The sequence below is a fragment of the Luteimonas sp. A482 genome, assembly GCF_054072655.1.
Map to the genome: position 1 here is coordinate 442,457 of NZ_JBSVRO010000002.1, position 19,945 is coordinate 462,401.

A 19,945-nucleotide genomic window follows, 5' to 3' on the forward strand; every position below is an offset into this window, starting at 1 on the left:
GTCAGTTCCCCAGTTCGAACACGACATCGAGGCTGGCGCCGAGCGTGGTCTCGCCCGGCGACACCGGGGCCGATTCCATGCGCGCGTCCATCGCCATCGCCTTCATCATCGGCATCGGCGGCTGGAAACCGCCGCCCTCGCTGATGCTCACGATGCGGCGTACGCGCAGGCCCAGCGACTGCGCGTACATCGCCGCGCGCGCCTGCGCCAGCTTCAGCGCGGCCTGGCGCGCCTCGTCGTACACCGCCTCGGGCTGATCGATCTCGAAGTTCGGCCCGTTGACCTGGTTGGCGCCGCTGGCGACCAGCGCGTCGAGCACCTCGCCCAGCTTGCCGATGTCGCGAACCTTGATGTTGACCGTGTTGCTGGCCTGGTAGCCAGTGATGACCGGCGGCTGGTTCTCGGCGTAGCGGTACTGCGGCTGGATGCTGATGCCGCTGGTCTGCACGTCGCGATCGGCGACGCCCGCGGCGCGAATGGTGGCCACAACCTTGGCCATCTGCGCGGAATTGGCCTTGAGTGCGGCGTTTGCGTCGGCGGCCTGGGTGACCACGCCGGTGGACAGGCTGGCGATATCCGGGGTGCGGCTGGCCTCGGCGTGCGCGCTGACCGAGAGCAGGGTGCCATCGGTGGCGACCGGGGCGGGGCGGGCTTGGGCATGGGTCATCGTGTAGGGCGCCAGGGCGAGGAGTCCGGCGAGCAGCAGGCACGCGGGTGTGGATCGGGACATGGTGATCTCCGGGAAAGGCTGGTGGAAGGGTCGGCAGGGTCCAGTGAACGGCCCGTGAGCCTGAACGGGGTTGAGGACGCCTCAGCTGGGGGACTGCCTGCGGCAGGTATCCTCTCCCGATGCTGCATCTCGCCTCCCAATCGCCCCGCCGACGTGAACTCCTGGCACGCCTCGGCGTGGAGTTTGGCGTCCTGGACGTCGATGTGCCCGAGCAGCGCGAGCCGGGGGAGCCGCCCGAGGACTATGTGCGCCGCGTCGCCCGTGAAAAAGCCGGCGCCGGCCTGCTCGAAGTGATGACCGTGCCCGGCGCGCTGGTGCTCGGCGCCGACACCGAGGTGGTGCTGGATGACGAGGTCTTCGGCAAGCCGCGCGATGCGGCCGACGCGGCTGCGATGCTGCGCCGCCTGTCGGGACGCTGCCACGAGGTGATTTCGGCGGTGAGCCTGGTGTCTGCCGGGCGCGAGGCGCAGGTGGTGTGTATCTCCCGGGTGGGCTTCGCGCCGCTGGACGAGCAGGATATCGCCGCCTACGTCGCCAGCGGCGAGCCGATGGGCCGCGCTGGCGCGTATGCCATCCAGGGCGGGGCGGAACGTTTCGTCAGCCGGCTGGAGGGCAGCTATTCGGGCGTGATGGGCCTGCCCTTGCACGAAACCGCCGCGCTGCTGCGCGGGTTCGGCATCGCGACCGGCTTCGCGGTGCCTGCGGCCGCCACCGGTCCGCGGGCCGCCACCACCACCGCGTCGAGCCGGGAGTAGGACGGATGTCGGAAGAGATCCTCGTCAACGTCACCCCGCGCGAAACCCGCGTGGCGGTGGTCGAGAACGGCATGCTGCAGGAGCTGCACATCGAGCGCGGCTGGCGGCGCGGCGTGGTGGGCAACATCTACAAGGGGCGCGTGCAGCGGGTGATGCCCGGCATGCAGGCGGCCTTCGTCGACATCGGGCTGGAGCGCACCGCGTTCCTGCACGCCAACGACGTGGTGCGCCCGATCCAGGTCGAGGCCATCGACGACGCGCTGCCGGCGTTGCCGCAGCCGGTGCGCCCGGTTACCGAACTGCTGCGTGACGGGCAGGAAGTGATCGTGCAGGTGGTCAAGGACCCGATCGGCAGCAAGGGCGCGCGCCTGACCACGCAGTTGAGCATTCCGTCACGCTACCTGGTGCTGCTGCCGCAGTCGCGGGTGATCGGCGTGTCGGCGCGGATCGAGGACGAGGCCGAACGGGCCCGCCTCAAGGCCATGGTCGCCGAGGCATCGACGCCGGAGGAGCCGCTCGGCTACATCGTGCGCACCAATGCCGAAGGCCAGCCGGCCGACGCGCTGGGCGAAGACCTGGCCTATCTGTCGCGGGTCTGGAACATCGTTGCCAAGCGCTCGCGCGAGGCGCTGGTGCAGACCTGCATCTACGAAGACCTGAGCCTGCCGCTGCGCGCGGTGCGCGATCTGATCCGCAAGGACGTGGAGAAGGTGAAGGTCGACTCGCGCGAGACCTTCGACCGGCTGCAGGCGTTCGTCGCCAAGTACATGCCGGTGCTGGCCGAGCGCATCGAGCTGTATACCGGCAACCGTCCGATCTTCGACCTGTACGGCGTCGAGGACGAGATCCAGCGCGCGCTGGAGAAGCAGGTGCCGCTGAAGTCCGGCGGTTATCTGGTCATCGACCAGACCGAGGCGATGACCACGGTCGACGTCAACACCGGCTCGTTCGTCGGCCAGCGCAACCTCGAGGAAACGGTGTACCGCACCAACCTCGAGGCCTCGCAGGCGGTGGCGCGGCAGCTGCGGCTGCGCAACCTGGGCGGGATCATCATCATCGACTTCATCGACATGGTCGACGACGAGCATCGCCGCCAGGTGCTGCGCACGCTGGAGAAGTCGCTGGTCAAGGACCACGCCAAGACCACGGTCTACGACTTCTCGCCGCTGGGCCTGGTGGAGATGACGCGCAAGCGCACGGTCGAGAGCCTGCAGCGCCAGCTCAGCGAGACCTGCAACGCCTGCAGCGGGCGCGGCATGGTCAAGACACCGGAGACGGTGACCTACGAGATCTTCCGCGAGATCGTGCGCGCCGTGCGCCAGTTCGAGGCCGAGCGCCTGCTGGTCATCGCCTCGCCGAACATCGTCGGGCGGATCACCGAGGAAGAGTCGGCCGCGGTGGCGGAGCTGGAGGAGTTCCTCGGCAAGAGCATCCGCTTCCAGTCCGACGAGCAGTACCTGCAGGAGCAGTTCGATGTGGTGCTGCTCTAGTCCAGGCGGCCACGATCCGCGATCGCGGAGCAGGGCGATCGGGCAGCCATGACCACGCCACTGCGACGTCGCCTGCGGCTGGCGCGCCGGGGCGTGCTGTACGCGCTGGCCGCCGTTCTGGTGCTGATGGCGCTGGTGACCGGCGCGATCAGTCGCCTGCTGCCGCTGGCCGAGCGGCATCCCGATCGCGTCGCCGCCTGGCTCAGCGAGCGGGCGGGTCGCCCGGTCGCCTTCGACCGGCTGGACACGGCCTGGACGCGACGCGGCCCGCTGCTGCGCTTCGACGGCCTGCGCATCGGCGCGGGCGAGGATGCGGTGCGCATCGGCGCGGCCGAGATGCTGGTCTCGCAGTACGCGGGGCTGCTGCCGGGGCGCGCGTTCACCGAGCTGCGCCTGCGCGGCCTGCAGCTGGCCCTGGAACGCGCCGACGATGGGCGCTGGCAGGTGCGCGGCCTGCCCGGCAGCGAGCAGGCCGACGCCGATCCGCTCGCCGTGCTCGAGCGCCTGGGCGAACTGCAGGTCATTGGCGGGCAGCTGAGCGTGCATGCGCCCGCGCTTGGACTGGACACGACCCTGCCGCGCATCGACCTGCGTCTGCAGGTGGACGGCGCGCGCGTGCGGGCGGCGGCGCGCGCCTGGATCAGCGAGCAGGCCCAGCCGCTGGACCTTTCGCTCGACTTGGATCGCCACCAGGGCAACGGCCAGGCCTACGCCGCGGCGCTGCGGGCCGATGTCGCGGCCTGGGCGCCGCTGCTGCGCTTCGCCGGCGCCAGCGTCGAGTCCGGAGAAGGACGCGCACAGCTGTGGCTGCAGCTGCAGGACAAGAGGGTCGCGCAGGTCACGCTCGACGCGGCGCTGACCGGCGTCGGCCTGCGCGGCGCGCCCATGCCCGGACAGGGCACGCCGCCGCGGCTGGCCTTCAAGCGGGTCGAGGCGCAGGCGCGCTGGCGCAGTTCGGCCGATGGCTGGCGCCTGGACGCGCCGCACCTGCGCCTGGGCAGCGGCGATGCACCACAGGTGCTCGACGGGCTGGTGGCAACCGGCGGTGCAGGCTTCAGCCTGCGCGCCGGACAGATCGACGGCGGTCCGCTGCTGGCGCTGCTCGCACTGGGGGACCGCTTCGATCCGGGCCTGCGCCGCTGGCTGCTTGGCGCCGCGCCCGAGGCCGCCGTGCGCGACCTGTCGATCGTCCGCGACGAGCGTGGGCGCGTGCGCGCTCAGGCACGCCTGGAAGGGCTGCGCTTCGCCAGTCTGGGCGACACGCCCGGGCTCGCGGGCCTGGCGGGGACGCTGTCGGGCGACGCGCATGGCTTCGGCTTTGTCCCCGATCCCGATGCAGTGGTCCGCTTCGACTGGCCCGCCGGGTTCGGTGCGCCGCATCAGGTGAACCTGCGCGGCGAGATCGTTGGCTGGCGCGAGGGCGATGGCCTGCACGTGGGCACGCCTGCGCTGCGCGTGGAGGGCGAGGGCTATGCCGCCGACATGCGCGGCGGGGTCTGGTTCCAGAACGACGGCACGCGGCCGGTGCTGGACCTGGCGACGGTGCTCGACGAAGCGCAGGTCACGGTCGCCCGCCGCTTCTGGGTGCGCCATGTGATGCCCGATGCCGCCGAGCGCTGGCTCGATGGCGCCCTGGTGGGCGGCAGCGTGCACGACGGCCGTGCGGTGCTGCGCGGCGACCTGGACGACTGGCCGTTCAGCGCGGCCGCGGGCGGTGAATACCGCGGCCTGTTCCACGGCCAGGCGCGGCTGCACCGCGCGACCGTGCGCTTCCACAAGGACTGGCCGGCGCTGGAGGAGCTTGATGCCGTGGCCACCTTCGTCAACGACGGCTTCCGCGTGCAGGGCAACGGCACCATCGCCGGCGTGGAGGCGCGCGACATCGAGGGCAGCCTCGATCATTACTCGCAGGCGGTGCTGGATGTGCGTGCGCGCCCGGCTGGCGATGCCGGCAAGGTGCTCGCGCTGCTGCAGCGCAGCCCGCTGCGCCGGGGCATCGAAGATACGCTCGACAGTCTCTCCGCCGCAGGACCCTTGGCGGCCACCTTCGCGCTGACGCTGCCGCTCCACGGCAGCCCGCGTGCGCGCCCCAGCGTGAGCGGCGAAGTCGATCTGCGCGGCGTGACGCTGGGCGATGCGCGATGGAAGCTGGAGCTGCAGCAGGTGCGCGGCCTGGCGCGCTACGACCGGCACGGCTTCCGCGGCGACGGGCTGTCGGCCGTTCGCGACGGCAGGGCGTCGGCCCTGTCGTTGCGGGCGGGGCTGGGCCACGTGCGCGATGCCGCTTCGTCATTCGAGGCCGAACTTGCGGCACCGCTCTCGGCCGACGAGTTGCTGCAGCAGGCGCCCCGCCTGGCGTGGCTGGCCCCGTACGTTGACGGCCGCTCGGGCTGGCAGGTCGGCGTGGCGGTCGCGCGGGCCACGCGCCCGGGCGAGGCCGCCACCACCCGGCTGCAGCTGCGCTCCAACCTGGTCGGTACCGCCCTGGACCTGCCCGCGCCGCTGCGCAAGCCGGCCGCCGACGCGTTGCCGACGACGGTCACCGCGACCCTGCCGCTGGAAAACGCGGACGTCGCGGTCACGATGGGCAACCGGCTTGCGCTGCGCGCGCGCACAACGCCGGCGGGCACGGGCGTCCGCGTGCTGCTGGGCGCCTCGTCGGTGGCGGATCCGCCGCCGGCGTCGGGCCTGGTGGTGGGCGGCAGTACGCCGGAACTCGATGCAATGGGCTGGACCGCGCTCGCCACGGGAGCCAGCGGCGAAGGCGAGGGCGACAGCGCCTTGCCGCTGCGCGGCATCGACGTGGAGGTTGCAAACCTGCGCCTGCTCGGCACGGGCTTTCCGCGGACCCGTATGCGCGTGTCCCAGGACGCGGCTGCGACGCAGGTGCGGTTCGACGGGGCCGCACTGGCCGGCGCGCTGCAGATTCCGCGCGGGCCGCGCGGCGCGGTCAGCGGGCGCTTCGAGCGCCTGCACTGGCAGCCGGCCTCGCCGCTGTCGGCCGCGCAGCCGGCTGGCGCGGCAAGCGCCGCCTCGGCGGAGGCATTGACGTCGTCGGCGGCAGCGACGGCCCAGGCGCCGGCGACACCCGCACGCGACGATGTCGATCCGTCCAGGGTGCCCGCCCTGCAGCTGGACGTGGAGGACTTCCGTTTCGGCACGCTTGCGCTTGGGCGGCTCGAACTGCGCACCCGCGCCAGCGCCACCGGGCTGGAGATCGAGCGCCTGCAGACGCGTTCGCCCAGCCAGCGGCTGGACGCGGTTGGCGCATGGACCGGCCGCGGCGCAGCCGCGCGCACGCAGCTGCGCGTGGATGCCGAGAGCCGCGATTTCGGCGAACTGATGGCCGGACTGGGTTTTGGCAGCAGCATCGCCGGTGGCGACGGTCGCCTGCGCTTCGAGGCCGAATGGCCGCGCAGCCCGGCTGATTTCGGGCTTGGTGCGATCCGGGGCGAGCTGTCGCTGGCGATCAAGGATGGACACCTGGTCGAGGTCGAGCCCGGCGCAGGCCGCGTGCTGGGGCTGCTCGGCGTGGCCCAGCTGCCGCGGCGGCTGATGCTCGATTTCCGCGACTTCTTCTCGAAGGGTTTCGCCTTCGACCGGATCGGCGGCAGCGTGCGCTTTGCCGCTGGCACCGCGCGCAGCGACGACATGGCCATCGACGGGCCCGCCGCCGAGATCCGCATGCGCGGGCGCAGCGACCTGCGCGCGCAGACCCACGACCAGACCATCGAGGTGCATCCCCGCACCGGCAACCTGTTGCCCGCGGTCGGCGCGATCGCCGGTGGCCCGGTGGGAGCTGCGGTCGGCGCGGTGGCCAATGCGATGCTCAAGCGCCCGCTGGGCGAGATGAACGCGCGCACCTACCGCGTGACCGGTCCGTGGAAGGATCCGAAGGTGGAGGTGGTCGAAGGCGAATCCGCGCCGCAGGCCGCCGCGGCGCCGCCTGCACTCCCATCCTCGCGCGGCCACTGACACGCGGCGACCGGCCCCGGACTTGCGATCGGCGCCCCAACCCCCAGACTGCGCGCATGGACAACACCGATTCCGCACTCACTCTCGCCCAGTCGCGCCTGCTGCTGCCGGCCGGCCTCGACGCACCGCAGCTCGACCGCATGTTCGGCACCCTGCTCGGGCCCGGCATCGACTTCGGCGACCTGTACTTCCAGCATTCGCGGCGCGAGAGCTGGAGCGTGGAGGACGGCATCGTCAAGGACGGCGCGCACTCGATCGAGCAGGGCGTGGGCGTGCGCGCGATCAGCGGCGAGAAGACCGGCTTCGCCTATTCCGACGACATCAACGGCGAGGCATTGCTTGAAGCAGCGAATTCGGCGCGCGCAATCGCGCGCGACGGCACCACGCGCATGCCGCAGGGCCTGGCCGTGGCACGGCGCGGTGGCGGCGGCCTGTATCCGGCGCGCGATCCGGTCGATGCGATGGACAACGCCGACAAGGTCGAAGCGCTGCGCCATATCGACCGTATCCTGCGTGCCGCCGACCCGCGCGTGAAGCAGGTGATGGTCGGCCTGACCGGCGGCGTCGACACCGTGCTTGTCGCGCGCAGCGACGGCGTGCTGGCCGGCGACGTGCGTCCGCTGGTGCGGCTCAACGTGCAGGTGATCGTCGAGCAGGGCGGGCGCCGCGAGAGCGGCTATGCCGGCTACGGCGGGCGCTACGGTTACGACGTGTTGCTGGCCGACGGCCGCCCCGAGGAGTTCGCGCGCGAGGCGCTGCGCCAGGCGCTGGTCAACCTCGAGGCCATCGATGCGCCGGCCGGCAACATGCCGGTGGTGCTGGGCAACGGCTGGCCGGGCGTGCTGCTGCACGAGGCGGTGGGCCATGGCCTGGAAGGCGACTTCAACCGCAAGGGCACCAGCACCTACGCCGGACGCATGGGCCAGCGCGTGGCCGCGCCGGGCGTAACCATCGTCGACGACGGCACGCTGGACGGCCGCCGCGGCTCGCTCAACGTCGACGACGAGGGCACGCCCACGCGCTGCACCACCCTGATCGAGGACGGCGTGCTCACCGGCTACATGCAGGACACGCTCAACGCGCGGCTGATGGGCGTGGCGCCGACCGGCAACGGCCGCCGCGAATCCTTCGCCCACCTGGTGATGCCGCGCATGACCAATACCTACATGCTGGCCGGCACCCACGAGCGCGAGGAGATGATCCGCTCGGTCAAGCGCGGCCTGTATGCGGTCAACTTCGGCGGCGGCCAGGTCGACATCACCAGCGGCAAGTACGTGTTCTCCGCCACCGAGGCCTATCTGATCGAGGACGGGAAAATCACCGCGCCGGTCAAGGGCGCGACCCTGATCGGCAACGGCCCGGAAACCATGCAGCGCGTGACCATGGTCGGCAACGACCTGGCGCTCGACGAGGGCGTGGGCACCTGCGGCAAGGACGGCCAGAGCGTACCCGTCGGCGTCGGCCAGCCCTCGCTGCTGGTCTCGCAGGTCACGGTGGGCGGGACGAAGGCGTGAGCGAAGGCGTGTGCGGCGCGACGCGCGACCGTTGTCATCCCGAGCGCAGCGAGGGATCTCGCGCCATCATCAATGCAGATGCTGCAGCTGACGGCAACCAGGGTGCCCGTCATTCCAGCGAAAGCTGGAGGTGCTTCTCGACAGCCAGATGGTTGCGCATCCATTCGGGCTCGTCCTGGCCTGCCGCGCGTAGGCGGAAAGCAACATGGATTCCAGCGTTCGCTGGAATGACGGCCGTATCAGGCGTCGTCGAGCTCTTCGTTGCCGCCCTCGGCAGGCGCGTCGTCGCCTGCCAGCAACAGTTGGCGGAGCTCGCGGAACAGTTCCCGAAGCGCGCGCGGCGGCTTGTTGCGCGCCCGGTCGTCCAGCGCACCGCGCACCAGCTGGCGCAGCTTCTGCCGGTCGGCCTGCGGATGTGCGTCCAGCAGTTCGGCCAGCGCAGCATCGCCTTCGTCCAGCAGCCGGTCGCGCCAGCGCTCGATACGGTGCAGCAGCGCGGTTTCCTGCCTGGCGGCCTCGCCGCCGGCGTCGAGCGCGTCGCGGATCGCATCCAGCACCTCGTCGTCCTCGCGCCGCATCTGCTTGGCCAGGAACGCCAGCTGGCGCTTGTGGGCGATGTGCGAGCGGATGCGCCGCGTTTCGGCGATGTGCGGCAGCAGGTGCTCGGGCACCGGCAGCTTTGCCAGCCGCCCCGGTTCAAGTTCGGTGAGCCTGTCCGCAAGCGCCAGCACGTCCAGGGCCTCGCGACGCTGCTGGCTGCGGCTGGGCGACAGGAACTCGCCGGTGTCGTCGTCCTTTCCTCTCATCGCATCAGGATAATCCATTGAACAGCGTTGCCGTGCCCGTGACCGAAGACGACAGCCCCGAGCGCCTGCAGCGGCTTGAGGTGCTGGCCGCGCGCCTGCTCGATGCCTGCCGCGCGCAAGGCGCCAGCCAGGCCGAGGTGTCGTGTTCGGAGGAGCGCGGCCTGAGCGTCGGCGTGCGCATGGGCGAGGCCGAGACCGTGGAATCCACGCGCGACCGCGGCATCGGCGTGACCGTGTACTTCGGCCAGCGCAAGGGCAGCGCCAGCACCGCCGACCTGCGCGAGTCCAGCCTCCAGGCCACCGTGGACCAGGCCTGCGCGATCGCGAAGTTCACCGAGGACGACGCCGCCGCCGGCCTCGCGGATGCAGAGCTGATGGCAAGGCCCGGCCCGGACGGCTGGCCCGATTTCGACGACTGGCATCCCTGGGCGCTCGATGCCGACCGCGCGGTGGATCTCGCGCTTGCCTGCGAGGCGGCGGGGCGCGAGGTCGACGCGCGCATCGGCAACTCCGACGGCGCCTCGGTCAGCACCAGCGCAGCGCTGAGCGTGTATGCCAATTCGCACGGTTTCGTCGGCAGCGAGCGCAGCTCGCACCACAGCATCGGCTGCGCGCTGATTGCCGGCAGCGGCGAGGACATGCAGCGCGACGGCTGGTACAGCTTCGCCCTCGCCGAGGACGATCTGGAAGCGCCGGCCGCGATCGGCCGCAGGGCGGCGCAGCGCGCGCTGGCGCGGCTGCAGCCCCGCAGCGTCCCGACCGGCGAATACGCGGTGCTGTTCCCCTCGGAAGTGGCGCGCTCGCTGGTCGGTCATCTGCTTGGCGCCATCTCGGGTGGCGCGCTGTACCGTCGCGCCAGCTTCCTGCTCGACAGCGCGGGCACGCAGCTGTTCCCGGACTGGTTCTCCATCCACGAAGACCCGACCCTGCGCCGCGGCCTGCGTTCGGGCGCCTGGGACAGCGAGGGCGTGGCGACGCGCGCTTCGCCGCTGGTCGAAGGCGGCGTGCTGCAGCGCTACGTGCTGGGCAGCTATTCGGCGCGCAAGCTGGGCTTGCAGACCACGGGCAACGCCGGCGGCGTGCACAACCTGCAGGTCGGCGCCAATGCGGGCGATTTCGACGCGCTGCTGCGCGGCATGGGCCGCGGCCTGGTGGTGACCGAGCTGATGGGGCAGGGCGTGAACAACGTCACCGGCGATTATTCGCGCGGCGCGGCCGGCTTCCTGGTCGAGAACGGCGAGATCGTGCATCCGGTCGACGGGATCACCATTGCCGGCCACCTGCGCGGGATGTTCCAGGCGATCGAGGCGGTGGGCGACGACGCCGATCCGCGTTCGCACATCCGCACCGGGTCGATCCTGCTGGGCCGCATGACGGTGGCTGGCGGGGATTGACGCTATGCTACGGCCGCAAGGGGGCGGGGGCCTGGTTGACCTGACGTGATGTCGCGTAGGCCTTGCACATGGCCGAAAAACCACCCCCACCCGGTTTTTCCTTCCACCAGCCCAGGGGATACGAAATGAGCGATACCAATCCAGTCCACGGTGCCGCCAGCCAGGACGACCGCACCGTTGCGATGCTGACCCATCTGTCCGGCATCATCCTCGGCTTCATCGTGCCGCTGGTGGTCTGGCTGATCAACAAGGACAAGCCCGATCGCGGTTTCCTGCTCAGCCAGTCCAAGGAAGCGCTCAACTTCCAGATCACGCTGCTGTTCGGCTACATCATCGGCATGGTCCTGTCGATCATCCTGATCGGTGCGCTGCTGAACTTCCTGCTGTGGATCGTCTGCATCATCTTCAGCATCATCGCCGGCCTGGCCGCGAACAAGGGCGAGGACTACCGCTATCCGTTCGCCATCCGCCTGATCAACTGATCGGGCCCGGGGTCAGGGTCGTTTCCTGGACCGGTGCTGGAGCATCGGCAGGAAATTCCTGACCCTGTTTTCCACGTCTTGCGCCCGGGTTTTCCGGCGCCGGTAGCCCATCAGTTGGGTTGAGTTCGCGACCGTGGATCGCATCATCAGTTCTGCGCCGGACGGTTTCCGGCCGGAGGCGGACGATGAATGCCATGTTGAATCGTGAAGACGCGTCGCTGGCCGATCGTCAGTGGGCCGTGGCCGCGCACGTGGCCGCGCTGACGCTTGCCCTGCTCACCAGCTGGACCGCCGGGTTCGCCGGCATGCTGGCCGCCGGTGCGATCTGGCTACTCAAGCGCGACCAATCGCCGTTCGCCGCCGCGCACGCGCGGGAGGCGTTCAACTTCAACCTGACCATGTTCCTGTATGCATGCGCGGTCTGCCTGGTCGGCGTACTGCTGCTGGGCGCAACCGTGCTGACTCTCGGCCTGGGCCTGATCCTGACCCTGCCGGTGGGCTTGGTGCTGCTGGTGGCCGTCGGCGCGATCGCGGTGATGTGGCTGGTGTGCAGTGTGGTGGCTGCGGTCCGGGCCTGGAACGGCGAGGACTACCGCTATCCGCTGACGCTGCGGCTGCTCTGACCCCGGCCCATCGGCGAGCGTTGGGGAGGTCGCGCTTTACGGCGCTCGTGCAAACAGAGGCTCAGTAGTCGCGTTCGATCGTGCGGCGGGCGAGCGCGGCCAGCGCGGCGGTATCGCCCGGCACTGCGGTGAGCGCCTGCTGCATCTGCCGCGCAAGCTCGTCCAGGCGCGCGCGTGAGGCCTCCGCGCCGATCAGCGCGGGGAAGGTGGCCTTGTCCTGGGCGACGTCCTTGCCGGCGGTCTTGCCCAGGGTCGCACTGTCGCCTTCGATGTCGAGCAGGTCGTCGCGGATCTGGAAGGCCAGGCCCAGCGCCTGGGCGAACCTGTCCAGCGCCTGGCGCGCACTCGCATCTGCCTCCGCTGTGAGTGCGCCAAGACGCACCGCAGCGCGCAGCAGTGCGCCGGTCTTCATCGAGTGCAGGCGCTCCAGCGCATCGACCTGGATCGATGCGCCGGTCGCGGCCAGGTCGAAGGCCTGCCCGCCGCACATGCCCGCCGCGCCTGCCGCGCCGGCCAGCTCCGCAATCATGGCCACGCGCGCGTCGGCCGTGGCCGGCGCACCTGCCAGCAGCGAAAACGCCAGCGCCTGCAGCGCGTCGCCGGCGAGGATGGCGGTGGCTTCGTCGAAGGCCACGTGCACGGTGGGCTGGCCGCGGCGCAGTGCGTCGTCGTCCATCGCCGGGAGGTCGTCGTGCACCAGCGAATAGGCGTGCACCAGCTCGACTGCGGCGGCCGCCGCATCGAGCTGGTCCTCACGTGCACCGCAGGCGTGGCCGGCCGCGTACGCAAGCAGCGGCCGCATGCGCTTGCCGCCGAGCAGGACCGCGTGCCGCATGGCCGCGAGCAGGCGCGGCTCCGTGCCGCCCTCCAGGTCGTCGAGTGCCGCAGCAAGCGCGATATCGACGCGGTTGCGCCAGCGGGCGAGGGTAGCCTCGAGCCCCGGCCCGCCAGCCTCAGGCGTCGCCATCGAGGCCGGGGAAGGGTTCGGCCCGCTCCGGCGCTTCGGGGTCGGTGAGCAGGCGCACGCGCAGTTCGGCCTGCTCCAGCGCCTGCTGGCAGCTGCGGTACAGGCCCACGCCACGCTCGTAGGCGGTCAGCGACTCCTCCAGGCTCATCTCGCCGTGCTCCATCTTCTCGACCAGTTGCTCGAGCTGGTCGAGCGAGGTTTCGAAGGCGGCGACGGGGGAGGTGTCGGAAGCAGCGGAATTGGCGTTCTGGCCCATGGGTGAAGTGTAAGCCAGGCGCCGGTGGCCGGCATCTGCGGTCGTCAGATGGGGGCTGTCCAGCGCAGGTGGCGCCCGCTGGCGCGCAGCCAGCTGTCGAACGGCGCCGAAAACGCGATGTCGCCCGCCGCGAGCAGCGCGCCGTCCCGGTCCGACAGCAGCGGCAGGCGTTCCCGCGCCCACGGCGGCACGCCCAGGTCCTGCAGTACGTGCTTGAGGGCGTGCGAGTGGCTGCGGCCGGGCAGGGTGATGCGCTCGCCGCCGCTGCGCAGGTGCACCAGGAAAGGCGGGGCCGCGATCCCGACGGCGTCGAAAGTCTCGTTCGGCGCCAGCCCGGGCTCGAGCGCGAGTTCTCCGTTGTCCCAGGCCAGGGGCGCCGTGCCGTCCCAGGCAAGTGCGGCGGGAATGGCCGCGCTCGGGACTGGCCCGGCCCGGAGCAGGTCGCGCCAGCGGCGGATCACTGCGCCATGCCAGGCGAACTGCCCGCGAGGATCCTGTCCGTCATCGAGCAGCCGCGCGACCTGCGCGACACCACGGGCCGGCAGCGGCGGCAGCCCGAGTTCGTCCACCCAGCGCCGCAGCACCCGCGCCTGTCTTGCTGCCGGCAGCACGGCCAGCGGCATCGCATGCAGGCAGCGCGGATCCGCTGTGCGCAGGGTCGCCAGCGCCTGCGCGTCGGGCTCTTCCAGCAGGACCGAGGTCTCGCGCTGCAGCCGGGCGGCCTGCGCGAACGCGTCGCCGGCATGCGGCCAGCGCGTGCGCAGCAGCGGCATTACCTGTCTGCGCAGGAAATTGCGGTCGTGCGCTTCGCTGTCGTTGGACGGATCCTCGATCCAGTGCAGGTCGTGCGTGCGCGAATGTTCGAGCAGGCGCGCGCGCGGGATGTCGAGCAATGGTCGCCACATCCAGCCGCGTCCGAACCGGCGCCAGGGCCGCATCGCGGCAAGCCCGTCGACGCCGGAGGCGCGCAGCGCCCGCAGCAGGAACGTCTCGGCCTGGTCGTCCAGATGATGTCCGAGCACCAGCACCTCGTCGCTGCGCAGCGTGGATTCGAACGCTGCGTGGCGCGCGGCACGCGCCGCGGCCTCCAGTCCGCTGTCGCCGTCGCGGGCCACCTCGACTCGGACCACGTCGAGCGCCACCTCGAGATCGCCACAGGTGCCCGCGCAGTGCCGCGCCCACGCATCGGCGTCGCGATGGAGTCCGTGATGGACATGGATGGCACGCAGTCCGCGCTGCCGCACGCTGGGGTCGGCGGCCAGCAGGTGCAGCAATGCGCCCGAGTCCATCCCACCGCTGTAGCCCACCAGCAGCGGTCGTGCGCGCGGCGGCGGCGGCAGGGCGAGGGCGGCGTTGCCTGGCATGGCGCGTTCGGGGATGGTTTGGTGCGTGCCGTCGGTCAGGCGCCGTGCGCAGCCACGGCGACGGACGGCTTGCGGGCGATCAGCGCGATCGAATCGTGGCGGGTGTCGTCATGGATGCGTGCGCCGTCAAGGTCGTAGGCCTCGACATCCGCGGCGAAACCCGCGTCCACCAGCTGCCGGCGCTGCTGCTCCAGGGTCACGTAGTACAGCATCGTGCCGTAGTCGTGGCAGACGTCGTTGATCACGGCGTAGTCCTGGGCGTGCACCTCGAGCGGGCGGAAGCGGCGGCGGTTGCGCAGGCGCGTCACGGTGTCCCGCGCGAGCCGCGCCGAGCGCACCAGCAGGCGCAGCGGATGCGCCGACCACTGCAGCGTCGGGAAACGGAAGCCGCGGCGGTACTCGGGCGAGTTGCGGTTGTGGGTGGAGAACACGAACACGCCGCCCGGCTGCAGCACGCGGTGGACCTCGCGCAGGATCCGCAGCCGGTCCTCGTGCGAGACCATGCCGATGCCGTTGCAGCTGAACACCGCCAGGAACACCGATCCGTCGGCCACCTGCGCCAGTGCGCGCGCGTCGGCGTGCTCGAAGCGCACGCCCGGGAAGCGACGACGGCAGGCGGTGACCATGTCCGCGCTGTAGTCGATGCCGGTGTAGTCGTCGCTGATGTGGCGCAGCGCCTCGACCGTGCGTCCCCCGCCCACCCCGATGTCCAGGATCGGCCTGCCGCGCGCCTCGTCGGCGATGCGGGCGAGGCACGCCTGCTCGGCCGGGCTCAGCCCCCACGGGCGCGCGTAGTGCGCGACCACCGACGCGTCGGTCATGGTGCGCATGTTGATGCTGTCGACCGATTCGACCACGGCCCTCCCCCCTGTTGTCCGCCCCGCGTCCGCCGTCGGCGGACGGCCGTCAGGCGTTGTCGTAGGCACCATAGCCGCGCAGGCGGCGGTAGCGTTGCTCGACCAGTTCGTCGAGCGGCAACTGCTGCAGCGCGTCGAGTTCGTTGAGCAGCACGCTCTTGAGCCGGATCGCGGTCTGGCGCGGATTGCGGTGGGCGCCGCCGATCGGCTCACGCACCACCTTGTCGACCAGCTTCAGGCCGTGCAGGCGGCGGGCGGTCAGGCCGAGCTGCTCGGCCGCATCGCGCGCCTTGCCCGCGTCCTTCCACAGGATCGAGGCGCAGCCCTCGGGCGAGATCACCGAATAGGTGCTGTACTCGAGCATGAGGGTGCGGTCGCCCACGCCGATCGCCAGCGCGCCGCCGGAGCCGCCTTCGCCGATCACGGTGCAGATGATCGGTGTCCTGAGCTCGGCCATTTCCATCAGGTTGCGGGCGATGGCCTCGGATTGGCCGCGCTCCTCGGCGCCGATGCCCGGATACGCACCGGGCGTGTCGATGAAGGTCAGCAGCGGCAGCTTGAAGCGCTCGGCCATCTTCATCAGGCGCAGCGCCTTGCGGTAGCCCTCGGGGCGCGGCATGCCGAAGTTGCGGCGTACCTTGGCCTTGGTGTCGCGGCCCTTCTGGTGCCCAATGATCACCACCGGGCGGCCGTTGATCCGGCCCAGCCCGCCCACGATCGCGGGGTCGTCGGCATAGGCGCGGTCACCGGCCAGCTCCTCGAACCCGTCGCAGAACACCTTGATGTAGTCCAGCGTGTACGGACGCATCGGATGCCGCGCCAGCTGCGAGACCTGCCAGGGGCTGAGGTCGCGGAAGATGTGCGCGGTGCGCTTGCGCAGCTTGTCGCGCAGCGCGTGGATCTCGGTGTCGATGTTGACCGCCGGGCCGTTGCTGGCCTGGCGCAGTTCGTGGATCTTGGCCTCGAGGTCCGCGATCGGCTGTTCGAAGTCGAGGTAGTTGGGATTCATGCCCGGGACTGCTGCAGGGAAGCGGAAAGTCTAGCCGACTGGGCCGCCCGCCACCGTACCCGGGCGTCCGGACGGCGCCGCAGGCCGCCAGGCGGGGCTGCCCGGGCTAGCTGAGCCAGGGCCGCTGCAGCGACAGCCGCACCTGGCGCACGCCGGGCAGGCTGCGCAGGGTGGACGGCAGGTCGGCCGCCACGCGCACCCCGTGGCCGCCGTTGACATCCAGCTTGCCGGCCGAACCCGATGGCAGGAGCAGCTCGTAGCGCAGCGGCGTGCGGCCGGGCCGGTGCTGCGAGAACAGCGATTCCACCCGGTCCATGGCGCCCGCCACGCGCAGGTCGAGCTGCAGCGCGAGGCCCTGGGCGTTCTGCGCGCAGACCTGCTCGAAATCCCAGCAGCGGCGCGCGCGCAGGGCGAATCCGCCGCTGAACTCGTCCTCGCGCAGCCCGCCCTCGATGATCAGGATGCGGTCGCGGGTGAGCAGGGCGGCGTTGCTGAAGTATTCCTCGGCGAAGAACGCGCATTCCAGCCGGCCGCGCCCGTCCTCGATCTGGACGAAGGCCTGCGAGTCGCCGCGCTTGCGCATCGCCAGCACCTGGCCGGCGACGATCACCGTGGTTTCCGGGCGCCAGCCGCGCGATTCGGATTCCGAGCGCCCCGCCCACAGCTGGTCGAGCTGGCCGAGGTCGTGGCCGACCAGGGACTGCAGCTCTTCGCGGTAGGGATCGAGCGGATGGCCGCTCAGGTAGTGGCCGAGGGTGTCGCGCTCGCCGTCGAGCTTCTGTTTGAGCGGCCATTCCTCGCACACCGGCAGCTCGATCTGGATATCGGCCGCGCCGCCGCCACCGAACATGTCGAACATGCCGGCGGCGCGGTTGCGCGCCATCTGGTCGGTGGCCTTGAGCACCTCGGGCAACTGCAGCATCAGCGAGGCACGGTTGGACGCCAGCGCGTCGAGCGCGCCGCCCTGGATCAGCGCTTCGAGCGTGCGCCGGTTGAGCTTGGTCGAGTCGATGCGCTTGCAGAAGTCGTACAGGTCGGCGTAGCCCGTACCGCGCGCTTCCACGATCGCCTCGCAGGCGCCGCGGCCGACGCCCTTCACCGCGCCCAGGCCGTAGCGGATGGTGCGGCGCCGGCCCTGCGCGTCTTCGCCGCCGTCGATGGCCTCGAACATGTGGGTCGAGGCGTTCACGTCGGGCGGCCGCACGGTCAGGCCCATGACCTTGGCCTCGTTGAGGAAGCCGACCACCTTGTCGGTGTTGTCCATGTCGCTGGACAGCACCGCGGCCATGAACTCGGCCGGGTAGTGCACCTTCAGCCACGCGGTCTGGTAGGCCACCAGCGCGTAGGCGGCCGAGTGCGACTTGTTGAAGCCGTACTCGGCGAACTTCTCCATCAGGTCGAAGATCTGGGTCGCGGTGCGCGCGTCGACGCCGTTGGCCGCGGCGCCGGCCTCGAACTTGGCGCGCTCCTTGGCCATCTCCTCGGGCTTCTTCTTGCCCATCGCGCGGCGCAGCAGGTCGGCGCCACCGAGCGAGTAGCCGGCCAGGACCTGGGCGATCTGCATCACCTGTTCCTGGTACACGATCACGCCATAGGTCGGCTTGAGCACATGCTCCAGCGCCGGGTGCGGATAGCTGACTTCCTCGATCCCGTGCTTGCGGTCGCACCATTGCCTGTCCATCCCCGAGCCCAGCGGGCCCGGGCGGAACAGGGCGGCCAGCGCGATGATGTCCTCGAACGTATCGGGTTTGGCGCGCTTGAGCAGCTCGCGCATGCCGCGCGATTCGAACTGGAACACCGCCACGGTGTCGCCGCGCGCGAACAGCTCGTAGCTGGCCGTATCGTCGAGCGGCAGCGCGTCGATCTCGAGCGGCGCCTCGCCCGCGGCTTCGCGGCGCGCGTTGATCGCCTTCACCGCCCAATCGATGATGGTCAGCGTGCGCAGGCCGAGGAAGTCGAACTTCACCAGGCCCACCGCTTCGACGTCGTCCTTGTCGAACTGGGTGACCGGGTTGCGGCCGCGGCCTTCGACGTCGTGTTCGGCGAACAGCGGGCAGAAGTCGCTCAGCGGACTCGGCGCGATCACCACGCCGCCGGCGTGCTTGCCGGCGTTGCGGGTCAGGTCCTCGAGCTGCAGCGCGAGGTCGACCAGGTCGCGGACGTCGTCCTCATCCTGGTAGCGCTGCCTGAATTCGGCGACCACGTAGCTGTCGTTCTTCTGCGCGCGCTTGCTGCGCCCGATCGCATCCTCCAGCGACAGCGGGTCGGCCGGCTGCAGCGGGATCAGCTTGGACAGGCCGTCGACGAAGCCGTATGGATGGCCGAGCACGCGGCCCACGTCGCGCAGCACCGCCTTCGCCGCCATCGTGCCGTAGGTGATGATCTGGCTGACGCGGTCGCGGCCGTATTTCGCGGCGACGTAGTCGATCACCTCGTCGCGGCGGTCCATGCAGAAGTCGATGTCGAAGTCGGGCATCGACACGCGTTCGGGATTGAGGAAGCGCTCGAACAGCAGGTCGTAGGGCAGCGGGTCCAGGTCGGTGATGCCCAGCGCCCAGGCGACCAGCGAGCCGGCCCCCGAACCACGGCCGGGACCGACCGGGATCCCGTGCTGCTTGGCCCAGTTGATGAAGTCGGCCACGATCAGGAAGTAGCCGGGGAAGCCCATCGAGATGATGACGTCCAGCTCGCTTTCCAGGCGCGCGTCGTAGCTCTCGCGGGTGTGTCCCGGCGCAAGCGGGTACTTCTGCAGCCGGGCCGCCAGTCCGTCGCGCGCTTCGCGGCGGGTCCAGCTGTCGAGCGTCTCGTCGTCGGGCACCGGGAAGGCGGGCAGGTAGTACGTGCCCAGCCGCAGCTCCAGGTTGCAGCGCTGCGCCAGCGCGACCGTGTTGTCGATCGCGTCGGGCAGGTCGGCGAACAGTTCCGCCATCTCCTCGCTGGACTTCAGGTACTGGCCCGGCGCGTAGTCCTTGGGCCGCTTGGGATCGTCGAGCACGCGGCCCGAGGAGATGCAGACGCGTGCCTCGTGTGCCTCGAAGCCGTCCGCGTCGAGGAAACGCACGTCGTTGCTGGCCAGCACCGGGATCCCGCGCGCGCTGGAGGCCTGCAGGGCGAAACCGTTGAACTCGGCTTCGCCGTCCAGGCCGCAGCGGGTGAGTTCGAGGAAACAGTCCTCGCCGTAGACGCGCTGCAGGTCGGCCAGCGCCTGGCTGGCGAGATCGTCACGCCGCCCGGCCACCAGCTGGCCGGCGCGGCTGTGGCGGCCGGCCAGGGCGAACAGGCCGGTGGCGTCGTCGGCCAGCCACTCCGGCCGCACCACCACGCCGTCGTGGCGGTGGCCCTGCATCCAGGCCCGGGTGAGCAGGCGCGACAGCGACAGGTAGCCGGCGTGGTCGCGGCACAGCAGGGTCAGCAGCCAGGCCGGCTGCGTGCCATCGGCGACCAGCACGTCGGCGCCGGCCACCGGCTTGATCCCGGCGCCCTCGGCGGCCCGGTAGAACTTCACCAGCGAAAACAGGTTGTTGCGATCGGTGATCGCGACCGAAGGTTGGCCGAGCGCGGCGCAGCGCTTGACCAGATCCGGAATGCGGATCGTCGAGTCAGCCAGCGAATACTCGCTGCGGAGGTGGAGATGGACGAAGCGGGAGGACATCGCGGCCGGGCCAGGCGGGCAGCGGCAGGGTAGGTGCCGCGGGCGGGCGGGACAAGGCCTTGACATCGGGC

At 70.9% G+C, this 19,945-nt stretch carries 15 protein-coding genes; 7 read left to right on the forward strand and 8 right to left on the reverse strand.

Annotation, left to right across the window (positions count from 1 at the left end):
* Position 1 precedes the first annotated feature (1 nt).
* Positions 2-730, reverse strand: a complete 729-nt coding sequence (locus tag ACW5DW_RS10615; protein ID WP_457018808.1) for an SIMPL domain-containing protein — start codon at positions 728-730, stop codon at positions 2-4.
* 119 nt (positions 731-849) lie between these two features.
* Here ACW5DW_RS10615 and ACW5DW_RS10620 point away from each other — a divergent pair, with 119 nt between their 5' ends.
* From ACW5DW_RS10620 to tldD, 4 genes are read left to right on the forward strand one after another with little or no spacing between them, the layout of a single operon-like run.
* Positions 850-1,485 (forward strand): Maf family protein, encoded by a 636-nt coding sequence (locus ACW5DW_RS10620; protein WP_457018809.1) that lies wholly within the window; start codon positions 850-852, stop codon positions 1,483-1,485.
* Positions 1,486-1,490: 5 nt separating this feature from the next.
* Entirely contained in the window at positions 1,491-2,975 is a 1,485-nt protein-coding gene (gene rng / locus ACW5DW_RS10625) for a ribonuclease G (RefSeq protein WP_457018810.1), read from the forward strand.
* A gap of 48 nt (positions 2,976-3,023) precedes the next feature.
* Positions 3,024-6,950 (forward strand): YhdP family protein, encoded by a 3,927-nt coding sequence (locus ACW5DW_RS10630; RefSeq protein ID WP_457018811.1) that lies wholly within the window; start codon positions 3,024-3,026, stop codon positions 6,948-6,950.
* 56 nt (positions 6,951-7,006) lie between these two features.
* The gene (tldD, locus tag ACW5DW_RS10635) at positions 7,007-8,464 is read left to right on the forward strand and encodes a metalloprotease TldD (RefSeq protein WP_457018812.1); all 1,458 of its coding nucleotides are present in this window, start codon (positions 7,007-7,009) and stop codon (positions 8,462-8,464) included.
* A gap of 239 nt (positions 8,465-8,703) precedes the next feature.
* Here the strand turns inward: tldD and yjgA are convergent, their stop codons facing one another.
* Positions 8,704-9,270 (reverse strand): ribosome biogenesis factor YjgA, encoded by a 567-nt coding sequence (gene yjgA, locus ACW5DW_RS10640; RefSeq protein WP_457018813.1) that lies wholly within the window; start codon positions 9,268-9,270, stop codon positions 8,704-8,706.
* A 17-nt stretch (positions 9,271-9,287) separates the two neighbouring features.
* Between yjgA and pmbA the strand changes: the two genes are divergently transcribed.
* From pmbA to ACW5DW_RS10655, 3 genes are all read left to right on the forward strand, one after another.
* Entirely contained in the window at positions 9,288-10,664 is a 1,377-nt protein-coding gene (pmbA, locus tag ACW5DW_RS10645) for a metalloprotease PmbA (protein WP_457018814.1), read from the forward strand.
* Positions 10,665-10,789: 125 nt separating this feature from the next.
* Positions 10,790-11,146: a DUF4870 domain-containing protein gene (locus tag ACW5DW_RS10650; protein WP_457018815.1), complete on the forward strand. Its 357-nt coding sequence runs from the start codon at positions 10,790-10,792 to the stop codon at positions 11,144-11,146.
* Between the two features lie 194 nt (positions 11,147-11,340).
* Positions 11,341-11,769 carry a DUF4870 domain-containing protein gene (locus ACW5DW_RS10655; protein ID WP_457018816.1) on the forward strand — a complete coding sequence of 143 codons (429 nt, stop codon included), beginning with the start codon at positions 11,341-11,343 and terminating at the stop codon, positions 11,767-11,769.
* Between the two features lie 61 nt (positions 11,770-11,830).
* Here ACW5DW_RS10655 and ACW5DW_RS10660 read toward each other — a convergent pair whose 3' ends face one another.
* From ACW5DW_RS10660 to dnaE, 6 genes are all read right to left on the reverse strand, one after another.
* Complete coding sequence (locus tag ACW5DW_RS10660; RefSeq protein WP_457018817.1) at positions 11,831-12,736, reverse strand: polyprenyl synthetase family protein; 906 nt, start codon at positions 12,734-12,736, stop codon at positions 11,831-11,833.
* Positions 12,723-12,992, reverse strand: a complete 270-nt coding sequence (locus tag ACW5DW_RS10665; protein ID WP_457018818.1) for an exodeoxyribonuclease VII small subunit — start codon at positions 12,990-12,992, stop codon at positions 12,723-12,725. Before ACW5DW_RS10665 ends, ACW5DW_RS10660 begins: the two co-directional genes overlap by 14 nt.
* 44 nt (positions 12,993-13,036) lie before the next feature.
* Positions 13,037-14,356 carry a tRNA lysidine(34) synthetase TilS gene (tilS, locus tag ACW5DW_RS10670; protein ID WP_457018819.1) on the reverse strand — a complete coding sequence of 440 codons (1,320 nt, stop codon included), beginning with the start codon at positions 14,354-14,356 and terminating at the stop codon, positions 13,037-13,039.
* A 35-nt stretch (positions 14,357-14,391) separates the two neighbouring features.
* Positions 14,392-15,213, reverse strand: coding sequence for a class I SAM-dependent methyltransferase (locus ACW5DW_RS10675; RefSeq protein WP_457018820.1), 822 nt, complete (start codon positions 15,211-15,213; stop codon positions 14,392-14,394).
* A gap of 49 nt (positions 15,214-15,262) precedes the next feature.
* Positions 15,263-16,222 carry an acetyl-CoA carboxylase carboxyltransferase subunit alpha gene (locus ACW5DW_RS10680; RefSeq protein ID WP_457018821.1) on the reverse strand — a complete coding sequence of 320 codons (960 nt, stop codon included), beginning with the start codon at positions 16,220-16,222 and terminating at the stop codon, positions 15,263-15,265.
* 106 nt (positions 16,223-16,328) lie between these two features.
* Positions 16,329-19,874, reverse strand: a complete 3,546-nt coding sequence (gene dnaE, locus ACW5DW_RS10685) for a DNA polymerase III subunit alpha (protein WP_457018822.1) — start codon at positions 19,872-19,874, stop codon at positions 16,329-16,331.
* Between the last annotated feature and the right edge of the window lie 71 nt (positions 19,875-19,945).